A 17243-nucleotide genomic window follows, 5' to 3' on the forward strand; every position below is an offset into this window, starting at 1 on the left:
TCCAAGTAACTCGCCGAAGGCGAAACGTCTGCCGTTAGGCAGATGCCGTTGATCCTCAAGTGTGCCGAAGTACTAAAAACTAAAGCCATAAAAAAACCCTGCTCTAAGGCAGGGTTTTTTGTGCATCACTCACTCATCACAAACCCGCATGGCCCACCAGGGTCAGCAGCGGTTGCGGGTACACGCCCAGGAAGAACGCCAGCAGCGTAATCCCCAACAGCATCACACCACCTGCACGCTGCGCCCAGTTGAACGGGGCGTCGTGGCGCTGGATCTTCGAGTCCTGCAGATACAGCGTCACCATCACCCGCAGGTAATAGAAAACACCGATGGCGCTGCCCACGACCAGCGAACCGGTCAGCCACCACAGGTGCGCTTCAACGCCGGTTGCGATGATGTAGAACTTGCCGATGAAGCCAGTCGTCAGTGGAATACCCGCCAGCGACAGCATCATCACCGTCAGCACCGCCGTCAGGTACGGACGACGCCAGAACAGGCCGCGGTATTCGAACATCGCGTCGGCATCGCGGCCGCTGTACGGCGACGACATCAAGGTGACCACGCCGAACGCGCCCAGGCTGGTCAGCACGTAGGTGACCAGGTAAACGTTGATCGCCTCGACCGCCATGCCCTTGCTCGCTACCATCGCGATCATCAGGTAACCGAAGTGTGCAATCGACGAATAACCCAGCAGACGCTTGAGGTTGTTCTGGGTCAGGGCCAGCAGGTTACCGACCAGGATCGACGCTACGGCGATAACCGACATCACGTCGGTCAGCACACCACTGGTGGCCGCCGGGGAGATCTGGAATAGGCGGACGAGCACGCCGAACACCGCGACCTTGCTGGCTGTGGCGAGGAAAGCCGCTACCGGGGCAGGGGCGCCTTCGTACACGTCCGGTGTCCACAAGTGGAACGGCACCAGCGACAGCTTGAAGCCCAGACCCACGAGCATCATGCCCAGACCCAGGCTGGCGATCGGGCTTGGCATGCCGGTGGCGGCGATGGCCTTGCCGATTTCGCTGAAACCCAGGCTGCCGGATTCGGCATACAGCAGCGCCATACCGAACAGCAGGAACGCCGAGCCAGCCGCCGACAGCACCATGTACTTGATGCCGCCTTCCAGCGAACGCTTGTTGAAGAAGGCGTAGGCCACCAGACCGTAGACCGGCACCGACAGCAGTTCCAGACCGATGAACAGGCTTGCCAAGTGTTGCGCAGCGACCAGTACCAGCCCGCCGGCCGCGGCCATCAGGATCAGCAGGTAAAGCTCTTCGCGGTTGCCCGGATAGCCCGCCTTGCCTTCACCCAGATAGGCGTGAGCCAGGGTGACACAGGCCAGCGTCGACACCAGGATGATGCCCATGTAGAGGCAGGCGAAGCTGTCGATTTGCAGCAATGGCGTGACCACCAGCGGCGCGACTTTCAGCGCCGGGTAGATGGAAAGCAAAGCCAGGTTGAGTCCCGCTACCGTCAGCAGGAATGATTGCGAGTGATTGCGACGCCATGCGATGCCCAGCATCACCACCACAATGGTGATGCTGGTAATCAGCAGCGGCGCCAGCGCAATAAAGTGTTGAATCGTCAGGTCCATAGCGCTCTTACCGGGCCGAAGCGAGTTGAGTGAAGGCGGTGCCGAGCCATTGCTGCACGCCATGCATGGTCGCCGAGGAGGTGTCGAGGATCGGTTGCGGGTACACGCCCAGCAGAATCAACAACACCGCCAGACCCAGCACCATGATCAATTCCCGGCCGTCCATGCTTTTATAGACCGCGTCGGATTTGGCTGGGCCGAAGTAGGCGCGGTGGATCATGATCAGCGAGTAGACAGAACCGAACACCAGGCCGGAGGTGGCGATGGCGGTGATCCATGGCGAGCTGACAAAGCCGCCAATCAGAATCAGGAATTCGCCAACGAAGTTACCGGTGCCTGGCAGGCCCAGCGAGGCGGCAGCGAAGAACAGGCTGATAGCCGGCAGGTACGCGATCTTGTTCCAGAGACCACCCATTTCGCGCATGTCGCGGGTGTGCAGGCGCTCGTACAACTGGCCGCTGAGGATAAACAGCGCGGCGGCCGACAGACCGTGAGCGAGCATCTGAACAACGACGCCTTGCAACGCCTGCTGGCTGCCGGAGTAGATGCCGATCAGCACGAAGCCCATGTGGGAAACGCTGGAAAACGCGATCAGGCGCTTGATGTCGGTCTGGGCGAAGGCGAGGAAGGCACCGTAGAAGATGCCGATCAGGCCCAGCACCATGGCGATCGGTGCGAACTCGGCCGAAGCATTCGGGAACAGTGGCAGGGCAAAACGCAGCAGACCATACGCAGCGGTCTTCAGCAGGATGCCCGCCAAGTCCACGGAACCTGCGGTCGGCGCCTGGGCGTGAGCGTCAGGCAACCAGGAGTGCAGCGGCACGATCGGCAGCTTGACCGCAAAAGCGATGAAGAAGCCCAGCATCAGGATGTATTCGGTGCCGTGGGACAGCTTGGTTTTCAGCAGGTCCGCGTAACCGAAGGTGATCACGCCGGTCTGGTTGAAGTGCACCAGCACCAGGCCCAGGATCGCCACCAACATGATCAGGCCGCTGGCCTGAGTGAAGATGAAGAACTTGGTCGCTGCGTAGATCCGCGTCTTCTTGCCGTCTGCCGAGCTGTGACCCCAGAGTGCGATGAGGAAGTACATCGGCACCAGCATCATTTCCCAGAAGAAGAAGAACATGAACAGGTCGATGGCGAGGAACACGCCGACGACCCCGCCCAGGATCCACATCAGGTTCAGGTGGAAGAAGCCGACGTTACGTTGAATCTCTTTCCACGAGCAGAGTACCGAGAGGATACCCAGCAGGCCGGTCAGCAGAATCATCAGCAGGGACAGGCCATCGAGCGCCAGGTGCACGCTGATGCCGAAGCGCTGGATCCACTGGAGCTTGAATTCAAGGGCCCAGGTCGGATCGGCGCCCGGAGCAGGAGCATAGGTAAACGTACCGGTGCTCCAGACCCACAGGCCCAGAATTGTCTCGAGAGACATGGTCAACAGCGCAATCCAGCGCGGCAGGGTAGGGCCGAAGCGCTCACCTTGCCAGCACAGCAGGCCGCCGATGAAGGGGATCAGGATTAGCCAAGGCAGAATCATGACGGGCTCAATTCCTTTCGCAAAGTCGCAAGGTTCATGTCAAATCGACTCATCAGACCAGCACAATCGCGCCGAGTACCAGTACGGCACCTGCGGCGATCGAAGCGGCGTACCAACGGAGCTGACCGGTTTCGGTGCGGGTCATCAAGCCGTTGCCTGCTTTGACCAGACGCGGAATCAGGCCGATTGTGTGGTCGAGCGGGTCACTACGCAGGATGCGGCTGATCGCCAGGTAAGGTTTGACGAACAGCACGTCATACACCCAGTCGAATCCCCAGGCTGCGAACCACCACGCGGACAGGAAACGACCCGGACCGCTGTTGGCGATGGCAGTGACCAGACGACGCTTGCCGAGGAACAGCACCGCCGCCAGCAGAATACCGGCCAGAGCGATGGCGCCCGAGGCGATTTCAAGGCTGTGCTTGGCTTCGCCACCGGCATGGCCTGCGCTTTCCGGCAACACACCCGCCAGTGGCGGATGAATCCAGGCGCCGATAAACGTCGACAGCACGATCAGCACACCCAGCGGCAACCAGTGGGAGATCCCGTGGCCGGCGTGGGCTTCAGTCTTCGCTTCGCCGTGGAAGGCGATGAAGATCAGGCGGAAGGTGTACAGCGAGGTCATGAACGCACCGAGCAGACCTGCGTACAGCAGATAGTCATGGCCGCTGGCGAAGGCTTCCCAGAGGATTTCGTCCTTGGAATAGAAGCCCGCCGTCACGAGCGGCAAGGCTGACAGCGCAGCGCCGCCGACGATGAAGCTGGCGTAGGCCAATGGCAGCTTCTTCCACAGACCGCCCATCTTGAAGATGTTCTGCTCGTGGTGGCAGGCAACGATCACCGCACCGGACGCGAGGAACAGCAGGGCCTTGAAGAAGGCGTGGGTCATCAGGTGGAAAATCGCGCCGTCCCAGGCACCCACACCCAGCGCCAGGAACATGTAGCCGATCTGGCTCATGGTCGAGTAGGCGAGGATACGCTTGATGTCGGTCTGCACCAGTGCGGCAAAGCCCGCGAGAACAAGGGTCACACCGCCGACAATCCCGACCAGATGCAGGATGTCCGGAGCGAGGATGAACAGGCCGTGAGTCCGTGCGATCAGGTAAACGCCCGCGGTTACCATGGTCGCGGCGTGGATCAGTGCCGAAACCGGAGTAGGACCGGCCATCGCATCTGCCAGCCAGGTTTGCAGCGGCAGCTGCGCGGATTTACCGACAGCACCGCCCAGCAGCATCAGCGTGGCCAGAACAATCCAGAAGTCGCCGACCTTGAAGTGCTGTGGCGCGCGGACCAGCAGTTCCTGGATGTTCAGCGTGCCCAGTTGCTGGAACAGAATGAACAAGCCGATGGCCATGAACACGTCGCCGATGCGGGTCACGATGAAAGCTTTCAGTGCCGCGTTGCCGTTGTTGCGGTTGCTGTAATAGAAACCGATCAACAAGTACGAGCACAGGCCCACGCCTTCCCAACCGAAGTAGATGAACAGCAGGTTATCGCCCAGGATCAGGAACAACATGCTGGCAATGAACAGGTTGGTGTAGGCGAAGAAGCGCGAGTAGCCGTCTTCACCGCGCATGTACCACGAAGCGAACAGGTGAATCAGGAAGCCAACGCCGACCACCACACCGAGCATGGTGATGGACAGGCCATCGACATACAGGGCGAAGTTGGGTTCGAAGCCGTCCACTGACATCCAGCGCCACAGCACCATGGTCAGGTGACCGCCTTCCGGTGGTGAGACGTTGAACTGGAAGATCACGTACGCGGCCACGATGGCCGACAGGCCAATGGAGCCCACGCCGATCAGGGCTGAAAGGTTTTCCGACCATTTGCCGCGCGAAAACGACAGCAGCAGGAAACCGATCAGGGGGAATACAAAAGTCAGAAAGAGTAGGTTCATCCGCGCATCTCGCTGGCAGCGTCGATATCGAGCGTGTGGAAGCGGCGATACAGTTGCAGCAGGATCGCCAGGCCAATACTGGCCTCGGCTGCGGCAAGGCTGATCACCAGAATGAACATGATCTGGCCGTCAGGCTGTGCCCAGCGGCTGCCTGCGACGACAAAGGCCAGCGCGGCTGCGTTCATCATGATTTCCAGACTCATCAACACGAACAGAATGTTGCGGCGTACCAACAGGCCCGCCAGGCCGAGGCAGAACAGGATGCCGGCAACCGCCAGACCATGTTCCAGAGGGATTGCTGAGTTCATGGCTTTACTCCTTCGCCTCGTTGCGGCCGACATGGAACGCCGTCACGGCTGCCGCAAGCAGCAGCATCGAGGCGAGTTCGACAACCAGCAGGTAAGGGCCGAACAGGCTGATGCCAACCGCTTTGGCGTCCACCGTGGTGTGACCGATGGAAGCGCCGGTGGAGTTGGCGAACAGCACGTAGATCAACTCCGCCAGCAGCAGACCGCCCAGCAGAATCGGGCCGAGCCAGATGCCGGGTTTGAGCCAGGCGCGTTCTTGTTGAACCGAGGCCGGGCCCAGGTTCAGCATCATCACCACGAAGACGAACAGCACCATGATGGCGCCGGCGTAAGCGATGACTTCCAGGGCTCCGGCGAACGGCGCGCCGAGGCTAAAGAAGGTCATGGCCACGGCGATCAGCGAAATGATCAGGTAGAGCAGGGCGTGCACCGGGTTCGTGTTGGTGATCACCCGAAGGGTGGCCACCACAGCGATGCCGGATGCGAAATAGAAAGCGAATTCCATCTTTCTTCCTTAAGGCAGCAAGCTCTTGACGTTGATGGGCTGGGCTTCGTTCTGTGCATCGCCTTTCGGCTTGCCGGCGATGGCCATCCCCGCAACGCGGTAGAAGTTGTAGTCAGGGTTCTTGCCGGGGCCGGAGATCAGCAGATCTTCCTTTTCGTACACCAGATCCTGACGTTTGAACTCGGCCATTTCGAAATCCGGTGTCAGCTGGATCGCGGTGGTCGGGCAAGCTTCCTCACACATGCCGCAGAAGATGCAACGCGAGAAATTGATGCGGAAGAACTCCGGGTACCAACGACCGTCGTCGGTCTCGGCCTTCTGCAGCGAGATGCAACCCACCGGGCACGCCACGGCGCACAGGTTGCAGGCCACGCAGCGCTCTTCGCCGTCAGGGTCGCGGGTCAGGACGATGCGGCCACGGTAGCGCGGCGGCAGATAGACCTGCTCTTCCGGATATTGCAGGGTGTCACGCTTACGGAAGCCATGGCCGAAGACCATGATCAGGCTGCGCAGCTGGGTACCCGTACCCTTAACGATGTCGCCAATATATTTGAACATGGGTCAAATCCTCACTGAGCCGCCAAGACGACCGCAGCGGTCACCAGCAAATTGATCAGGGTCAGTGGCAAGCAGAACTTCCAGCTGAAATCCATCACCTGGTCATAACGCGGACGAGGGATCGAAGCACGCAACAGGATGAACAGCATGATGAAGAACGCGGTTTTCAGGGCAAACCACATGAACGACAGTTGCGGCAGGATATCGAACGGGCCATGCCAGCCACCGAAGAACAGGGTCACCAGCAGCGCCGAGATCAGGATGATGCCGATGTACTCACCGACAAAGAACATGCCCCATTTCATGCCGGCGTATTCAATGTGGTAACCGTCGGCCAGTTCCTGCTCCGCTTCCGGCTGGTCGAACGGGTGACGGTGAGTCACGGCAACGCCAGCGATGAAGAAGGTACAGAAGCCGAAGAACTGCGGAATGATGAACCACAGGTGATCGGCCTGGTACTTGACGATGTCGCCCATGTTGAACGAACCGACCTGCACCACGATGCCCATCAGCGACAGGCCGAGGAACACTTCGTACGACACGGTTTGCGCCGAGGCACGCAAGCTGCCGAGCAGGGCGTACTTGTTGTTCGATGACCAACCGGCGAACAGCACCGCATAGACCGACAGACCGGCCATGGCGAAGAAGAACAGCAGACCGATGTTCAGGTCGGCGACCACCCAGGTCTGGGTGACCGGGATGACCGAGAACGCGATCAACAGCGCGCTCATGGCCACCACCGGTGCCAGGGTGAAGATCACCCGGTCGACGAAGGGCGGGTTCCAGTCCTCTTTAAAGAACATCTTCAGCATGTCGGCAGCAATCTGGAACATGCCGAACGGACCTACGCGGTTCGGCCCGTAACGGTCCTGCCACCAGCCCAGCAGACGGCGTTCGACGAAACTGAGCAGCGCGCCGCAGACCACCACGGCAAGCAGCACCACGATGGCCTTGACGACAGCGATGATCGAGTCGATCACTTCAGGGGTGAACCAGGTCATTGAGCGGCCTCCTGCACTGCATCAACGGTTTTGCCGAACAGCGCCGGAGGAATACCGGCCAGACCGGACGGCAGCGCCACCAGACCTGCGCCCAGTTCTTCGCTGATGCGCAGCGGCAGACGCAGGGTCTGGCCGGCAATGCTCAGGCTGAGCAACGCGCCTTCGTTGACACCCAGACGGTCCGCTTCGGACTTGGCCAGGGCGACGTAGGCCTGGGGAATGCGCTCTTGAACCGGCGCGGCTTTGGAAGAGGTCTCCTCGCTGCCGAACAGGTGATAGAACGGCACGACCTGCCAGGTCCCTTGCGCAGGGGAGAAGGCACGCGGCACGTTGGCGAACCAGCCCAGCTTGTCGCCGCTGCTTTCGATCAGACGCACGCCCGGATCGCCGGCACGCAAGTGACCACCGACCTCGTCCTGGAACTTGTTCCAGGCTTGTGGCGAGTTCCAGCCCGGCGACCAGGCAAACGGCACTTGGGAACGCGGTTCGGCAGAGCCCGAGTAGCCTTCCATCGAGAACGCGAACGCGGTGTCGATGTCCTGCGGCATACGGGGTTCGTGCACGCTGATGTTGGCGCGCATGGCGGTCCGACCGCTGTAACGCAGTGGTTCACGGGCCAGTTTCAGGCCCTTGATACGGAACGCGGCAGATGGCGCCGCACCGACGATGCCGGCCAGTTGCGGGTTGCTCGCGGCGCAGGCGGCAGTGACGTGGTCGAGCTGAGTCCAGTCAACCGGCTGATTCAACAGGGTGGCGCGCAGGGCGTGCAGCCAGCGCCAGCCTTCGTGAACCAGAATGCTCGCGTCCAGATACGTCGGATCAAAGACCTGGAAGAAGCGCTGGGCGCGGCCTTCCTGGCTGACCAGCGTGCCGTCGCCTTCGGCGAAGCTTGCGGCCGGCAGCACCAGGTGCGCGCGGTCGGTGGTGGCCGTCTTCTGGTGATCGGCAACGATCACCACTTTGGCGGCCTTCAGTGCAGCCTCGACTGTCGCAGCGTCCACACGGGTGAACAGATCGTTTTCCAGTACGACGATGGCGTCGGCTTGACCCGAAATCACGGCCTGCAGCGCAGCGTCGACCGAGTCGCCTCCGAACAGGGTCAAGCCCATGCTGTTGGCTTCCGGCACGATCAGGCTCAGCGAACCCTGCTTGTCGCGCAGCTTCAACGCTTTGGCGATGTTCGCCGCCGCTTCGATCAGCGCGTTCGAGCCCAGCGAGGCGCCGGACACGATCAGTGGGCGCTTGGCTTCAAGCAAGGCGGCGGCGATACGCTCGGCCAGTTCCAGCGCTTCGCTGTCCAGGCCGACAACGGCCGGGGCACTCGGGTCGATGGCGTGGGCCACGGCGAAACCGATGCGCGCCAGATCATCGGGCGCAGCGTGCACGCACTCTTCGGCGATGTCGTCGAGGCGGGTGTCGGTGAGGCTGGCGATGAACAGCGGGTTCAGCTCGTGCTGACCGATGTTCTTCACCGCAGCATCGAGCCATGGCTGGACTTTCATCGCAGCGGCCATGTCTTCGGCTTTGTTCTTCACCGACTGACGCAGGCCGAGGGCCATGCGCGCAGCGGTCTGGGTGACGTCTTCGCCGAGGATAAACACGGCGTCGTGCTCTTCGACTTCACGCAGGGTCGGGATCGGCAGCGGGCTGTCTTTCAGCACCTGGGCGATCAGGCGCAGACGCTCCAGCTCACCGGCTTCGATGCCCGAGTAGAAATGCTCGGCGCCAACCAGTTCGCGCAGGGCGAAGTTGCTTTCCAGGCTGGCGCGGGGCGAACCGATGCCGACAATGTTGCGCCCGCGCAGCAGGTCAGCCGCTTTGTCCAGCGCAGCGTCCAGGCCCAGCTTGATGCCTTCGGCCAGCGGCTGGCGTGGACGGTCCGTGCGGTTGACGTAGCCATAACCGAAACGGCCACGGTCGCAGAGAAAATACTGGTTCACCGAACCGTTGTAGCGGTTCTCGATACGGCGGATTTCGCCATAACGTTCGCCCGGGCTGATGTTGCAGCCGCTTGAGCAACCGTGGCAGATGCTCGGCGAGAACTGCATGTCCCATTTCCGGTTGTAGCGCTCGGAGTGGGTCTTGTCGGTGAACACACCGGTCGGGCAGACCTCGGTGAGGTTGCCGGAGAACTCGCTTTCGAGGGTGCCGTCTTCAACACGACCGAAGTACACGTTGTCGTGGGCGCCGAACACGCCGAGGTCGGTGCCGCCGGCGTAGTCCTTATAGAAGCGCACGCAGCGATAGCAGGCGATGCAGCGGTTCATCTCGTGTGCGATGAACGGCCCCAGTTCCTGATTCTGGTGGGTGCGTTTGGTGAAGCGATAGCGGCGCTCGTTGTGGCCGGTCATCACCGTCATGTCCTGCAAATGACAGTGACCGCCTTCCTCGCAGACCGGGCAGTCGTGCGGGTGGTTGGTCATCAGCCATTCGACGACGCTGGCGCGAAACGCCTTGGATTCGTCGTCTTCGATGGAAATCCAGGTGTTGTCAGTGGCGGGCGTCATGCAGGACATAACGATGCGACCACGGGTGTCGTTCTCGTCGGTGTACTGCTTGACCGCGCACTGGCGACAGGCGCCAACACTGCCAAGTGCCGGATGCCAGCAGAAATAAGGGATGTCGAGGCCCAGCGACAGACACGCCTGTAACAGGTTGTCTGCGCCATCGACTTCGAGCGCTTTGCCGTCTACGTGGATAGTGGCCATGGTTCAAAGTTCTTCGTTGGCCCGGTGTCAGCGGGCGTGGCTAATGGAATCTCGGTGCCATCCGACTCAAACAGCCTCGCGGCGTCGTCGGATGCAGGGAAGGCGGCCTTGGGAGCCGCCGACCGTTTATTGTGTTATGCGCCGACCATGGTCGGACTGATGACCTGAGTGAGGTCGCCCGCACGTGCGGGTGCGATGCCTGCCTCGAATTCCGGCCGGAAATACTTGATCGCGCTGCCCAGAGGTTCCACGGCGCCCGGTGCGTGGGCGCAGAAGGTTTTGCCTGGGCCGAGGAAGTTGACCAGCCCGAGCAGCGTCTCGATATCGCCCGGTTGACCCTGACCGTTCTCGAGGGCGCGCAGCATCTTCACGCTCCACGGCAAGCCATCGCGGCACGGCGTGCAGAACCCGCACGACTCCTGGGCGAAGAACTCTTCCATGTTGCGCAGCAGCGAAACCATGTTGACCTTGTCGTCCACCGCCATCGCCAGACCGGTACCCATCCGGGTGCCGACCTTGGCCACGCCGCCGGCGTAGAACTGGCAGTCCAGGTGTTCCGGCAACAGGAAGCCGGTACCGGCGCCGCCGGGCTGCCAGCACTTGAGCTTGAAGCCGTCGCGCATGCCGCCGGCGTAGTCTTCGAACAGCTCGCGAGCGGGCAGGCCGAACGGCAGTTCCCACAGCCCGGGGTTCTTCACTTTGCCGGAGAAGCCCATCAGCTTGGTGCCGTGGTCCTCACTGCCTTCGCGGGCGAGGGACTTGTACCAGTCGTTGCCGTTGTTGACGATGGCCGGGACGTTGCACAGGGTCTCGACGTTGTTCACGCAGGTCGGCTTGCCCCAGACGCCAACGGCGGCAGGGAAGGGCGGCTTGGAACGCGGGTTGGCGCGACGGCCTTCGAGGGAGTTGATCAGTGCGGTTTCTTCGCCGCAGATGTAACGCCCTGCGCCGGTGTGCACGATCAGCTCGAAATCAAAACCGCTGCCGAGGATATTTTTGCCCAGCAGGCCGGCGGCTTCGGCTTCTTTTACCGCGCGGCGCAGGTGCACCGCCGCGGTGGTGTATTCGCCGCGCAGGAAAATGTAACCGCGGTAGGCTTTCAGCGCGCGAGCACTGATCAGCATGCCTTCGATCAGCAGATGGGGTTGTTGCTCCATCAGCATGCGGTCTTTCCAGGTATTCGGCTCCATTTCATCGGCGTTACACAGCAGGTAACGGATGTTCATGGATTCGTCTTTGGGCATCAGCCCCCACTTCACGCCCGTGGGGAAGCCAGCACCGCCGCGACCCTTGAGGCCGGAGTCTTTGACGGCCTGGACGATTTCATCTGGCGACAGCGTCGCGAACGCTTTGCGTGCTGCGGCGTAACCGTCTTTCTTCTGATACTCATCGAGCCATACCGGCTCGCCGTCATCGCGCAGACGCCAAGTCAGCGGATGGGTTTCCGGGGCGCGGGTGATCAGGTTGGCGGGGCCGAAGGAAGTGATGGTCATACGTAACCCTCCAGCAGCGGGGCAACGCCCGCGGGCTGTAGATTGCCGAAAGTGTCGTCGTCGATCATGACCGCCGGCGCCTTGTCACAGTTGCCCAGGCAGCAGGCCGGCAACAGCGTGAAGCGGCCGTCGGCGGTTGTCTGACCCAGGCCGATGCCCAGCTTGCTCTGAATCTCGCCGACGATGTCTTCGTGACCGGCGATGAAGCAGACCATGCTGTTGCAGACGCGAATGATGTGGCGGCCCACCGGCTGACGGAAGATCTGGCTATAGAACGTCGCCACGCCTTCAACGTCGCTGGCAGGGATGCCCAGCACTTCGCCGATCGCGTAGATCGCGCCGTCCGGCACCCAGCCGCGTTCTTTCTGGACGATTTTCAGGGCTTCGATGGACGCCGCGCGCGGGTCCTCGTAGTGATGCATTTCGTGCTCGATGGCCGAGCGCTCGGATTCGCTCAGGGCGAAACGGTCTGTCTGGATAAGCGTGCTGTTCATGCTTAGCGGTCCACGTCGGCCATAACGAAATCGATACTACCCAGGTACGCAATCAAGTCCGCGACCATGCTGCCTTTGATCACCGAAGGGATCTGCTGCAGGTGCGGATAGCTTGGGGTGCGAATCCGGGTACGGTAGCTCATGGTGCCGCCGTCGCTCGTCAGGTAATAACTGTTGATGCCCTTGGTCGCCTCGATCATCTGGAAGGATTCGTTGGCCGGCATGACCGGGCCCCACGAAACCTGCAGGAAGTGCGTGATCAGGGTTTCGATGTGCTGCAGGGTGCGTTCTTTCGGCGGCGGCGTGGTTAGCGGATGGTCCGCCTTGTACGGCCCGGCCGGCATGTTGCGCATGCACTGCTCGATGATCTTCAGGCTCTGGCGCATCTCTTCGACGCGGACCATGCAGCGGTCGTAGGCGTCGCCATCGTGGGCCAGAGGCACTTCGAACTCGAAGTTCTCGTAACCCGAATAAGGGCGCGCCTTGCGCAGGTCGAAGTCCAGACCGGTGGCCCGCAGGCTCGGCCCGGTAACGCCCCATTCCAGCGCTTCCTTGGTGTTGTATGCGGCAACGCCAACGGTACGGCCTTTGAGGATGCTGTTCTGCAGGGCTGCCTTGGTGTACTCATCCAGACGCTTGGGCATCCAGTCAATGAAGTCCTTGACCAGTTTCTCCCAGCCGCGGGGCAGGTCGTGGGCAACGCCGCCGATGCGGAACCAGGCCGGGTGCAGACGGAACCCGGTGACGGCTTCGATCACGGTGTAGGCGCGCTGACGGTCGGTGAAGGTGAAGAACACCGGGGTCATGGCGCCGACGTCCTGGATGTACGTCCCCAGGAACAGCAGGTGGCTGGTGATGCGGAAGAACTCGGACATCATGATGCGGATGACGTTGACCCGATCCGGCACGGTGATGCCGGCCAGTTTCTCGACCGAGAGCACGTACGGCAGGTTGTTCATCACGCCGCCGAGGTAATCGATGCGGTCGGTGTACGGAATGTAGCTGTGCCAGGACTGACGCTCGGCCATCTTCTCGGCGCCACGGTGGTGGTAACCGATGTCCGGCACGCAGTCGACGATCTCTTCACCGTCCAGCTGCAGGATGATGCGGAACGCACCGTGGGCCGAAGGGTGGTTCGGACCCAGGTTGAGGAACATGTAGTCCTCGTTGGTGCCGGAACGCTTCATGCCCCAGTCTTCCGGACGGAAACGCGCCGCTTCCTCTTCCAGCTGCTGCTTGGCGAGGGTCAGGCTGTACGGGTCGAATTCAGTGGCACGGGCCGGGAAGTCCTTGCGCAGCGGGTGACCTTCCCAGGTCGGCGGCATCATGATGCGGGTCAGGTGAGGGTGGCCCGGGAAGTCGATCCCGAACATGTCCCAGACTTCACGCTCGTACCAGTTGGCGTTTGGCCAGATGCCAGTCACGGTCGGTATGCTCAGGTCGCTTTCGGACAGCGCGACCTTGATCATCACGTCACTGTTACGTTCGATCGACATCAGGTGATAGAACACGGTGAAGTCGGCGTCTGGCAGCCCACGGCGCTTGGTGCGCAGGCGTTCGTCGACGCCGTGCAGGTCGTAAAGCATCACGTACGGCTTGGGCATCTGACGCAGGAAGGTCAGGATTTCAATCAGCCGCGCACGTTGCACCCACAGCACAGGCATGCCAGTGACGGTGGACTGGGCGCTGAAGGCTTCAGCGCCAAAACGGTTATGGAGTTCAACGACGACTTCTTGGTCGTCAGCCTTGTGAGGCGGGATGTACAGAGCGGTGTCTGCAGTCATAGGTCTCGATCGCTATCGGTCAACGTACAGAATGAACCCAGGTTCAGGCTTCTTTTTCTAAAAGAAAAACTGGATCAGACTTCGTCGGGGCTGCGCAGGTTGGTCACCGCAATACGCTGTTCGCGGCGCTGTTCCTTCTGCGACGGCATCTCGGCGCGATAAACGCCCTGATCACCGACGACCCAGGAAAGGGGACGACGCTCCTGGCCGATTGATTCCTGCAACAGCATCAAGCCTTGCAGAAATGCCTCTGGACGGGGCGGGCAGCCGGGCACGTAAACATCCACAGGGAGGAATTTATCCACGCCCTGAACCACGGAATAGATGTCGTACATGCCACCGGAATTGGCACAGGCGCCCATGGAGATGACCCACTTGGGCTCCAGCATTTGCTCGTAGAGTCGCTGGATGATCGGGGCCATCTTCAAAAACGGTGTGCCGGCGATCACCATGAAATCCGCCTGACGTGGCGATGCCCGGATCACTTCGGCGCCGAAGCGCGCGATGTCATGGGGCGCGGTGAAGGCGGTGGTCATTTCCACATAGCAGCACGACAGACCGAAGTTGTACGGCCAAAGGGAGTTCTTGCGACCCCAGTTGACTGCACCATTCAGCACGTCTTCGAGCTTGCCCATGTAGATGTTTTTGTGGACTTGGTCTTCTAACGGATCGGAAACGACTTCGCGTTCGCCGATGGGGTACTGCTCGTTAGGAGCATCCGGGTCGATCCTGGTGAGATTATATTGCATTGCCAAAGCCTCATTGTTTTAGCTTCGCCTGCCGGTTACGACGACCAACGGGAGCCCAATCGAGCGCCCCTACCCGCCATAGGTAGACAAGACCTGCCAACAGAATTGCTATGAAAACGAGCGCTTCGGCGAAGCCGGTCCAGCCGCTTTCGCGGACGGACACAGACCAGGCGTACAGAAAGAGGGCTTCAATGTCGAAAATCACGAACAGCATCGCGACCAGATAGAATTTTGCCGAAAGCCGCAGACGGGCGCCGCCGGTGGGCAGCATGCCGGATTCGAACGGTTCGTTTTTGCTGCGGCCCCAGGCTTTGGAACCCAGCAGGCTGGAGAGGCCGAGCATGAAGGCGCAGAGGCCGACGACACCAAGGAGAAACACGGCGAAGCCCCAATTGTGGGCAATCAATCCTGTCGAGTCGGGCATGCTGGCAGTCCTTAACAGAGAGCAAAGGTCTCTGGGCTTGGAAGAAGTAGAAGCAGTGACGATATGTCGCAGTGCGATCAATTCCGGGATTTTATGTGCAAAAGGAGGGCAAGTAAATTTTCTGCATCAAATTTATTCGCAGGATTAATGAGATAGGTCACGGTTTTCATGCTTAGCCCCAGCAGGGGCGGGCGTCGAGGAGGGTTTCGAGAAATATGTATCTTACGACGGAGCGGCAGTTCGGCCTGGCTTAAATGATAATAAATATCATTTGGAGGGCGTGTTTGATGTGTGTCACTGGAACGTGACGAAGTTCCGTTTAATTATCCGAGACAATAAGTCGGTAATTGATTGCGTGGTTAATTAACGTTTGCGCGCTGATTTGAGTTGTCTATCGTTAATAGTTGACTGGCAACGTAGGTTAAGTCAGCCATTGTCACCAGAAAGCCGCCCGAAGGCGGCTTTTCATTTAGTAGGACCGGCTTTAGCCGGGAAGGGGAGGTTCAAAGAGCTTCAATGGAATTGTTCTTCTTCCGTCGAGCCAGTCAGTGCCGTCACTGAAGACTTGCCGCCCTGAATGACCGTGGTCATGTCATCGAAGTAGCCAGTGCCCACTTCCTGCTGGTGCGCCACGAAGGTGTAACCCTTGGCCGCGTCGGCGAACTCCTGTTCTTGCAGTTTCACGTAGGCGGTCATGTCGTTGCGGGCGTAGTCGTGCGCCAGGTTGAACATGCTGTGCCACATGTTGTGGATGCCGGCCAGCGTGATGAACTGATGCTTGTAGCCCATTGCCGACAGCTCGCGCTGGAATTTGGCGATGGTCGCGTCGTCCAGGTTCTTCTTCCAGTTGAAGGAAGGCGAGCAGTTGTAGGACAGCAGCTGATCCGGGTATTCCTTCTTGATCGCTTCGGCGAAGCGACGGGCCTCGTCCAGATCCGGCTTGGCGGTTTCGCACCAGATCAGATCGGCATACGGCGCGTACGCCAGGCCGCGGGCAATCGCCTGGTCCAGGCCGGCGCGTACTTTGTAGAAGCCTTCCGGCGTGCGGGTGCCGGTCACGAACGGCTGGTCGTACGGGTCGCAGTCCGAGGTCAGCAGGTCTGCCGCGTTGGCGTCGGTGCGCGCCAGAATGATGGTCGGCACGCCGGCAACGTCAGCGGCCAGACGTGCGGCGACCAGTTTCTGTACCGCTTCCTGGGTGGGAACCAGCACTTTGCCGCCCATGTGGCCGCATTTTTTCACCGAAGCCAGTTGGTCTTCAAAGTGCACACCGGCAGCGCCGGCCTCGATCATGCTCTTCATCAGCTCGTAAGCGTTGAGCACGCCGCCGAAACCGGCTTCGGCGTCGGCCACGATCGGCGCGAAATAATCGATATAGCCTTCATCGCCCGGGTTTTTGCCCGCTTTCCACTGGATCTGATCGGCGCGGCGGAACGAGTTATTGATTCGCTTGACCACGGTCGGCACCGAGTCCACCGGGTACAGCGACTGATCGGGGTACATCGATTCGGCGGAGTTGTTGTCCGCCGCGACTTGCCAGCCAGACAGGTAGATCGCCTGGATACCGGCTTTGACTTGTTGCACGGCCTGGCCACCGGTGAGGGCGCCCATGCAGTTAACGAAATCCTTGTCGGGACGGAAGGAAGGCTTGGCACCCTGGGTCACCAGGTTCCACAGCTTGTCGGCGCCCATTTTTGCAAACGTGTGTTCAGGCTGAACCGAGCCACGCAGGCGTACGACGTCAGCAGCGGAGTAGGTGCGGGTTACGCCTTTCCAGCGTGGATTCTCGGCCCAGTCTTTCTCGATGGCTGCAATTTGTTGTTCGCGTGTCAGTGCCATGGGGTAAACCTCGTTGCTTGATGTTGTGGGTCTTGAGGTGAAGTTCCTTGCTTCGCCGGCGCCGGTCTTTCTTCAAGGCGCACTGATGGCTGCTCGCTGAATCGGAAAGCATGGATTCTGGGTCAGATTTTTTCGCCCTCAGATGGTGAGGGGGTGAAGCTGCCTTGTGGGCGGAAATGACGCTAATCGGCACGAACATGCTGAGTTCGAGCGCGATCAGGAGGCGTTCTGCACGCCCTCCGATTAGCGGGAGCGAGGCCATCATGCCTCGACGATTTAGCCTCGTCAAACACTTTGTAGTGCTTTTTTAGTTGTACTACATAATTCGTCGAGTGCGACTTGGCGG

14 protein-coding genes are annotated in these 17243 nt (G+C 60.5%); all 14 read right to left on the reverse strand.

Going from position 1 to position 17243, the window contains the following annotated elements:
• Window positions 1-136 precede the first annotated feature (136 nt).
• Entirely contained in the window at window positions 137-1594 is a 1458-nt protein-coding gene (gene nuoN, locus AC0Z8Z_RS24065) for an NADH-quinone oxidoreductase subunit NuoN (protein WP_074892029.1), read from the reverse strand.
• Between the two features lie 7 nt (window positions 1595-1601).
• A complete protein-coding gene (nuoM, locus tag AC0Z8Z_RS24070; protein ID WP_485620792.1) occupies window positions 1602-3134 on the reverse strand; it encodes an NADH-quinone oxidoreductase subunit M in 1533 nt (510 codons plus the stop codon).
• A gap of 52 nt (window positions 3135-3186) precedes the next feature.
• The gene (gene nuoL / locus AC0Z8Z_RS24075) at window positions 3187-5034 is read right to left on the reverse strand and encodes an NADH-quinone oxidoreductase subunit L (RefSeq protein WP_272635025.1); all 1848 of its coding nucleotides are present in this window, start codon (window positions 5032-5034) and stop codon (window positions 3187-3189) included.
• Window positions 5031-5342 carry an NADH-quinone oxidoreductase subunit NuoK gene (nuoK, locus tag AC0Z8Z_RS24080; protein WP_065989117.1) on the reverse strand — a complete coding sequence of 104 codons (312 nt, stop codon included), beginning with the start codon at window positions 5340-5342 and terminating at the stop codon, window positions 5031-5033. Before nuoK ends, nuoL begins: the two co-directional genes overlap by 4 nt.
• Window positions 5343-5346: 4 nt before the next feature.
• Complete coding sequence (gene nuoJ, locus AC0Z8Z_RS24085; RefSeq protein WP_037008804.1) at window positions 5347-5847, reverse strand: NADH-quinone oxidoreductase subunit J; 501 nt, start codon at window positions 5845-5847, stop codon at window positions 5347-5349.
• Between the two features lie 9 nt (window positions 5848-5856).
• A complete protein-coding gene (gene nuoI / locus AC0Z8Z_RS24090) occupies window positions 5857-6405 on the reverse strand; it encodes an NADH-quinone oxidoreductase subunit NuoI (RefSeq protein ID WP_037008808.1) in 549 nt (182 codons plus the stop codon).
• Window positions 6406-6416: 11 nt separating this feature from the next.
• Window positions 6417-7406, reverse strand: coding sequence for an NADH-quinone oxidoreductase subunit NuoH (gene nuoH, locus AC0Z8Z_RS24095; RefSeq protein ID WP_037008811.1), 990 nt, complete (start codon window positions 7404-7406; stop codon window positions 6417-6419).
• A complete protein-coding gene (nuoG, locus tag AC0Z8Z_RS24100) occupies window positions 7403-10114 on the reverse strand; it encodes an NADH-quinone oxidoreductase subunit NuoG (RefSeq protein ID WP_485620793.1) in 2712 nt (903 codons plus the stop codon). The genes nuoH and nuoG overlap by 4 nt, the downstream gene beginning before the upstream one ends.
• A 134-nt stretch (window positions 10115-10248) precedes the next feature.
• Window positions 10249-11607 (reverse strand): NADH-quinone oxidoreductase subunit NuoF, encoded by a 1359-nt coding sequence (gene nuoF, locus AC0Z8Z_RS24105; RefSeq protein WP_122536329.1) that lies wholly within the window; start codon window positions 11605-11607, stop codon window positions 10249-10251.
• Window positions 11604-12101 carry an NADH-quinone oxidoreductase subunit NuoE gene (nuoE, locus tag AC0Z8Z_RS24110; protein WP_074892019.1) on the reverse strand — a complete coding sequence of 166 codons (498 nt, stop codon included), beginning with the start codon at window positions 12099-12101 and terminating at the stop codon, window positions 11604-11606. Before nuoE ends, nuoF begins: the two co-directional genes overlap by 4 nt.
• A 2-nt stretch (window positions 12102-12103) precedes the next feature.
• Window positions 12104-13885 carry an NADH-quinone oxidoreductase subunit C/D gene (gene nuoC, locus AC0Z8Z_RS24115; protein ID WP_485620794.1) on the reverse strand — a complete coding sequence of 594 codons (1782 nt, stop codon included), beginning with the start codon at window positions 13883-13885 and terminating at the stop codon, window positions 12104-12106.
• Between the two features lie 74 nt (window positions 13886-13959).
• Complete coding sequence (locus AC0Z8Z_RS24120) at window positions 13960-14634, reverse strand: NuoB/complex I 20 kDa subunit family protein (protein WP_065989126.1); 675 nt, start codon at window positions 14632-14634, stop codon at window positions 13960-13962.
• 10 nt (window positions 14635-14644) lie between these two features.
• Window positions 14645-15058 carry an NADH-quinone oxidoreductase subunit A gene (locus AC0Z8Z_RS24125; RefSeq protein WP_037008823.1) on the reverse strand — a complete coding sequence of 138 codons (414 nt, stop codon included), beginning with the start codon at window positions 15056-15058 and terminating at the stop codon, window positions 14645-14647.
• A 513-nt stretch (window positions 15059-15571) separates the two neighbouring features.
• Window positions 15572-16897 (reverse strand): isocitrate lyase, encoded by a 1326-nt coding sequence (gene aceA, locus AC0Z8Z_RS24130; RefSeq protein WP_485620795.1) that lies wholly within the window; start codon window positions 16895-16897, stop codon window positions 15572-15574.
• Window positions 16898-17243: the final 346 nt, after the last annotated feature.

Source organism: Pseudomonas sp. 1L-C-7-B-C1, assembly GCF_057291635.1.

Excerpts from the sequence above, each read along its gene's own strand:
- nuoN (WP_074892029.1), bottom strand. The coding sequence starts at position 1,594 with ATGGACCTGACGATTCAACACTTTATTGCGCTGGCGCCGCTGCTGATT.
- nuoM (WP_485620792.1), bottom strand. The coding sequence starts at position 3,134 with ATGATTCTGCCTTGGCTAATCCTGATCCCCTTCATCGGCGGCCTGCTG.
- nuoL (WP_272635025.1), bottom strand. The coding sequence starts at position 5,034 with ATGAACCTACTCTTTCTGACTTTTGTATTCCCCCTGATCGGTTTCCTG.
- nuoK (WP_065989117.1), bottom strand. The coding sequence starts at position 5,342 with ATGAACTCAGCAATCCCTCTGGAACATGGTCTGGCGGTTGCCGGCATC.
- nuoJ (WP_037008804.1), bottom strand. The coding sequence starts at position 5,847 with ATGGAATTCGCTTTCTATTTCGCATCCGGCATCGCTGTGGTGGCCACC.
- nuoI (WP_037008808.1), bottom strand. The coding sequence starts at position 6,405 with ATGTTCAAATATATTGGCGACATCGTTAAGGGTACGGGTACCCAGCTG.
- nuoH (WP_037008811.1), bottom strand. The coding sequence starts at position 7,406 with ATGACCTGGTTCACCCCTGAAGTGATCGACTCGATCATCGCTGTCGTC.
- nuoG (WP_485620793.1), bottom strand. The coding sequence starts at position 10,114 with ATGGCCACTATCCACGTAGACGGCAAAGCGCTCGAAGTCGATGGCGCA.
- nuoF (WP_122536329.1), bottom strand. The coding sequence starts at position 11,607 with ATGACCATCACTTCCTTCGGCCCCGCCAACCTGATCACCCGCGCCCCG.
- nuoE (WP_074892019.1), bottom strand. The coding sequence starts at position 12,101 with ATGAACAGCACGCTTATCCAGACAGACCGTTTCGCCCTGAGCGAATCC.
- nuoC (WP_485620794.1), bottom strand. The coding sequence starts at position 13,885 with ATGACTGCAGACACCGCTCTGTACATCCCGCCTCACAAGGCTGACGAC.
- AC0Z8Z_RS24120 (WP_065989126.1), bottom strand. The coding sequence starts at position 14,634 with ATGCAATATAATCTCACCAGGATCGACCCGGATGCTCCTAACGAGCAG.
- AC0Z8Z_RS24125 (WP_037008823.1), bottom strand. The coding sequence starts at position 15,058 with ATGCCCGACTCGACAGGATTGATTGCCCACAATTGGGGCTTCGCCGTG.
- aceA (WP_485620795.1), bottom strand. The coding sequence starts at position 16,897 with ATGGCACTGACACGCGAACAACAAATTGCAGCCATCGAGAAAGACTGG.